Raw genomic sequence first — 2011 nt, forward strand, 5'->3', positions numbered from 1 at the left:
TGCGGTGGTCGGCGCAGACGCGTTGGCCACCGGGATGGGCCGAACGTGTGGAACGGGACTCGGTTGAGGTGGCGCCCGGCATTTTCGAGATCCGGCGAGGCGGGATACGCGACCGAGTGCTGACATAGCACCCGACCGGCGGTAAGCCCCCGCTTGTTTCCGCCAGGCCATCGCTAGAACGCTCCTGCTGTCACCCAGAACGGTGATCCTCGCCGAATTTCTCCACGTCTTCAAGGTCCCCGGCGTCCTGGTCCAGCCGCGTGGCCAGTCTGGCCGGCGAAAACTATTGGCGCCGTTGGTCGAAGATCATCGCTAGCGCCAACGGCCGGGGCGGTTACGGCCGTCGACCTTCCCGACGGTGGCATACCGTTCCAGGTAGCCGATCACCGCGTCCACGCCGGCGTCGAGGGCGGCGGCGATGTCGGCGCGCAGGGCGTCGTCGCCGAACGCCCACAGCAGGCTGACGCTTTTCGGGGCTGCGCAGGTCACGTCGAACCCCAGCACCACCGTCGGAGGTTCCCGTTCGGCGGTGAACCGGTCGACCTCGGTCCGGGTGACCAGCCACCGGCCCGATCCGGGCTCTTTGCGCGCGGTGAGCCGCTCCCCGCCGCCGGGACGCTCCGTGGCCGGGGTAGTCGTGGCAGCCGGGTCCGTGGCGGTCGCACTGTCGGCGGCGGACGGCGTGTCGCCATGGTCGGCGGCCGCGGTGTCCGCGGCGGCGGTACGTTCGGCGAGCCGCCGCAGATAGGTGACCCCGACGCCGGCGATCGCGGCCGCCTGCCGCAGGCTCAGCACCTCGCAGGCCTGCCCCGATCTGGCCGTCGTCGGTGTGCCGGCGGTGGCCCGGCCGGCAGAGCCGGCCGCGGGTAGTACCGGCAGTCCGGTGCGGGCGTGTAACCCGCACAGCAGCCGCTGCAGATGCACGGCGTCGACCTCGCCGCGTAGTCCCAGCAGCCCGGCGCCGCTGCCGCGGGCCCGCCCGCGCGCCGTCCCCTCGTTGTAGTAGCCCGCCGGCCCTTGGCTGGCGGTTTCGGGGGCGCTCGGGGTGCCCTGGACGTAGTCGACGACCCGCCGGGCCGCCGCGGCGACACCGGCGAAGTCCCGGGCCCGTAGTCCCAGTACTTTCACCGTCGCAATCACCATCCATCACCGGTCATGGCCCGTCCTTTCCCGTCGCCGCCGATTTGCCGCGCTGCGGGAATCCGGCGGTCGGAATGACGCGCGGACACCCGCACCTGCGCTGTGTGAATCCGGGTGGGCCGACCGGAACCGGGGCCGGAACAATTCGGCCGGTCGCATCGCCAGGACCTGCCATCGCCGCGCTCATCGCACCGGTCATCGCCGCAGGCCAACGCCACTGTCACCGCGGAAATCAGGGGTATTTCCCGAGGGTCGGCCTGGCCGTCGCGGACGGGCCGTGCGGCGACGGCGTGGCCCGCATGCCGGGATGCCGGTTGCGGATCCGCGGGTGCGGCCCGGCGGGCTATCGTCGGTGGCCGTGGACGAGCCGCCGATACTCGTGGGGTCCTCCGACATCGCCGCCGTCCTCGGCGTGAGCCGCCAAGCCGTCGACCACCGGCTCCGGACCGATCCCCGCGCGCCGGTACCGGCCGTGACGGTGAACCGCACCGCCAGGTGGGGCGGGACCCGGGTGTGGTGGCGCGCTGAGGTGGACCGGTGGCTCGGCGGCGCCGACCCCGCCCGCTGGACCGCGCTACCCCGGCCGACCCGTTGACATCGGCGGTGCCCGCCCGCTTCCGCTCTGTGTGATCACCGTTTGGTCGATCATGATGTGCTGTGCGTCGCGCGGTCACCGTGGTCTCAGATGATCAATGGTCTGTGTACCGCATGGCGCGGCACATCCAAGGTTGGTTGAACATGCGGTCCGAAGCAGCCCTCCGGTGCCCCGAAGACGCCCTCTGTGGGCTGCGATGACATGTCATCGCGGGCTTCCCGGAGCACCGAAACCGGGGTGCATAAAACGGCACCGGGTGGCACGAAATCGGTAAGG

Annotated in this window: 2 protein-coding genes; one reads left to right on the forward strand and one right to left on the reverse strand. The window is 71.5% G+C overall.

Going from position 1 to position 2011, the window contains the following annotated elements:
• Positions 1–312: 312 nt before the first annotated feature.
• Complete coding sequence (locus tag U9977_RS26565; protein ID WP_322752011.1) at positions 313–1143, reverse strand: relaxase domain-containing protein; 831 nt, start codon at positions 1141–1143, stop codon at positions 313–315.
• Between the two features lie 274 nt (positions 1144–1417).
• Between U9977_RS26565 and U9977_RS26570 the strand changes: the two genes are divergently transcribed.
• The gene (locus U9977_RS26570; protein ID WP_322752012.1) at positions 1418–1735 is read left to right on the forward strand and encodes a hypothetical protein; all 318 of its coding nucleotides are present in this window, start codon (positions 1418–1420) and stop codon (positions 1733–1735) included.
• The last annotated feature ends 276 nt before the right edge of the window (positions 1736–2011 follow it).

The sequence above is a fragment of the Protofrankia sp. Cas8 genome (assembly GCF_963555845.1).
Classification (GTDB): domain Bacteria; phylum Actinomycetota; class Actinomycetes; order Frankiales; family Frankiaceae; genus Protofrankia.